General features: G+C 72.8%; 3 protein-coding genes and 1 pseudogene. All 4 read right to left on the bottom strand.

Annotated features, from left to right (window positions below):
* Positions 1–469: pseudogene (locus SSNG_RS03340) on the bottom strand (cytochrome P450); the annotation flags it as partial.
* The gene (locus SSNG_RS03345) at positions 466–1,695 is read right to left on the bottom strand and encodes a cytochrome P450 (RefSeq protein WP_007262382.1); all 1,230 of its coding nucleotides are present in this window, start codon (positions 1,693–1,695) and stop codon (positions 466–468) included. The gene SSNG_RS03345 and the pseudogene SSNG_RS03340, both read right to left, overlap by 4 nt.
* Positions 1,692–2,339: an ATP/GTP-binding protein gene (locus tag SSNG_RS03350; RefSeq protein ID WP_007262383.1), complete on the bottom strand. Its 648-nt coding sequence runs from the start codon at positions 2,337–2,339 to the stop codon at positions 1,692–1,694. Before SSNG_RS03350 ends, SSNG_RS03345 begins: the two co-directional genes overlap by 4 nt.
* Positions 2,320–2,469, bottom strand: a 150-nt coding sequence (locus tag SSNG_RS39080) for a DUF742 domain-containing protein (protein WP_129593377.1), incomplete at its 5' end; no start/stop codon positions are given. The genes SSNG_RS39080 and SSNG_RS03350, both read right to left, overlap by 20 nt.

The raw sequence follows: 2,469 nt of genomic DNA on the forward strand, positions 1-2,469 counted from the left end.
CAGCGGGTAGGCGAAGTGCGCCTTGAGGTCGACCGGCGCCGCCGGCCGGAAGGGCGGCCAGGGCGTCGAGGGAGCGGGTGGTGAGGGCCTCGATGCCGGCGCGCAGCTTCTCCACCCGGCGGGCGGTCAGGGCCTGGGCGACGAGGGTGCGCAGCCGGCGGTGTTCGTCGCCGTCGACGGTCAGCATGGAGCGGCCGGGGTTGGCGAGGCCTATCAGCGGCCAGTCCAGGGGGATCTCGCCGCGCTGCCAGGCGCCCCACACGTTGATGTCCTTGACGACGCGGGGGTCGGTGAGGAGCTTGCGGGCTTCGGCGTGGTGGGTGACGGCGTACACGGCGACGCCGCCGGGGAGGACGACGCGGGCCAGCGGGCCGGCCGCGCGCAGTGCGGCGCTCTCGGCGTCGAGGTCGGTGACGAAGGGGTCGAGGGCGAGGGGGGCGGGGCCGGGGTGGTCGATCGGGCAGGTCACGGGGTGGCTCCAAGCGCGGGGGTCGGGGTGTAGGTCACGGGGAGGGCGGTGAGGCCGCGCAGCCACGGCGAGGGTCGCCGGGTGAGTTCGGCGGCGGGCCCGGCGAGGTCGACGTCGGGGAGGCGGTCGAGGAGTACCTCGATGCCGGTCCGGGCGATGGCCTCGGCGACCTCCTGGGCCGGGAAGGGGCAGCGGTGCTCCCCGTGGCCGAAGGAGAAGAAGGCGTTGTTGCCGCCGGTGAGGGCGCCCGCGTCGGTGCGTACGTGCGGGTCCCCGTTGGCGGCGGCCAGGCCCAGGAGGACCAGGTCGCCGCTGCCGATGCGCCGGCCGCCCAGGTGGGTGTCCCGGGTGGTCCAGCGGCCGGCGACGTTCTGGGTGGGGGTGTCCTCCCAGAGCACTTCGTTCATGGCCTCGCCGACGCTGTGCCGGCCGCCCGCCAGGGAGGCGGCGAAGCGGTCGTCGGTGAGCATCAGGCGCAGTGAGTTGCCGATCCAGTCGGCGGTGGGCTGGTGGCCGGCGGCCATCATCACCATCAGGTCCTGGGCGATCTCGTCGACGGTGAAGCCGGCGGTGTTCGCCAGCATCCGGGAGGCGACGTCGGGGCCGGGCTCGGCGGCCTTGGCGGCGAGGAGCGCGTACATGGACTCGGCGAGGTGGCGCTGGCCGTCGAGCGCGCCCTCCCGGCCGTTGATCATGTCGTTCATGGCCGTGACGAGGCCGGGGCCCTGCTCGTCGGAGAACCCGTAGATGCGGGCGAGGACGCGCAGGGGCAGGAGCATGGCGTACTCGCCCACGATGTCGCAGCTGCCCTTGGAGCAGAGCCCGTCGATCAGTTCGTCGGCGAAGCGTTCGGCGTGGCCCTTGAGTTCGAAGGGGTCGACGGACTCCAGCGCGTCGGAGATGACGGCGGCGCGCTCGCGGTGGCGTTCGCCGACGGTGTAGAGGATGGACGGCTGCTTGCGGCCGATCATCGGGAGCAGCGGCCAGTCGGCCGGGATGCGGTCCCACTGGTTCCACAGGTCGGAGTCGCGGGAGAAGAGCTGGGGGTCGCTGGTGACCTGGTGCAGTTCGCGGTAGCCGAGGACCAGCCAGGCCGGGACGTCGCCGTCGAGGACGACCGGGGCGACGGGTCCGTGGTCGCGGCGCATCTCCCGGTACAGCTCGGCGGGGTCGCTCTGGAAGCGCGGGCCGCCGAGGTAGACGGGCTGCGGCTCGGGGGTGGTCACGGGGTGGGCTCCGGGATGGGGTGCGGGACGGCGTCCGGCCGGTCGGGCCGGTGGCTGTGGAGGTGCTGGAGGTGCTGGACGAGCGAGATGAGCACCTGTTTGCTGGACGCGCGGGACCGGGCGTCGCAGAACAGCAGGGGCACCTCGGAGGGGAGGTCGAGGGCGGTGCGGATCTGCTCGGGGGTGTGGGCGGGTCCGCCGAAGTCGTTGCAGGCGACGACGAAGGGCGTGCCGTGGTGTTCGAGGCGGTCGATGGCGTACCAGGAGTCCGCGAGGCGGCGGGTGTCGACGAGGACGACCGCCCCGAGGGTGCCGGAGAAGAGCCGGTCCCACAGGAACCAGAACCGCTCCTGGCCGGGGGCGCCGAACAGGTAGAGCACGTTGTGGGCGTCGAGGGTGATCCGGCCGAAGTCGAAGGCGACGGTGGTGGTGCTCTTGGTGCCGATGCCGTCGGTGTCGTCCACGGCCTCGCCCGCCTGGGTCATCGTCTCCTCGGTGTTCAGCGGGCGGATCTCGCTGACCGAGCGGACCATGGTGGTCTTGCCGACGCCGAAACCGCCCACGATCACGATCTTGAGGCCGTTGTCGGCGGTGCTGCTGAGGTTCTGCCGGGGCTCGCCCGGGTCAGAGGTTGCGGAGTCCAACGAGCACCTGCTCCAGGATGTCGGGGTCGGGAAGGCGGTACGTCGTGACGCGCGGGTGCCGGGCGCTGATGCGCCCGGCTGCGAGGAGGTCGGCCAGGAGGATCCGTACGATCGAGACGGGCAGGCCCAG

Origin of the sequence: Streptomyces sp. C, from assembly GCF_000158895.1 — a bacterium.
Lineage (GTDB): Bacteria > Actinomycetota > Actinomycetes > Streptomycetales > Streptomycetaceae > Streptomyces > Streptomyces racemochromogenes.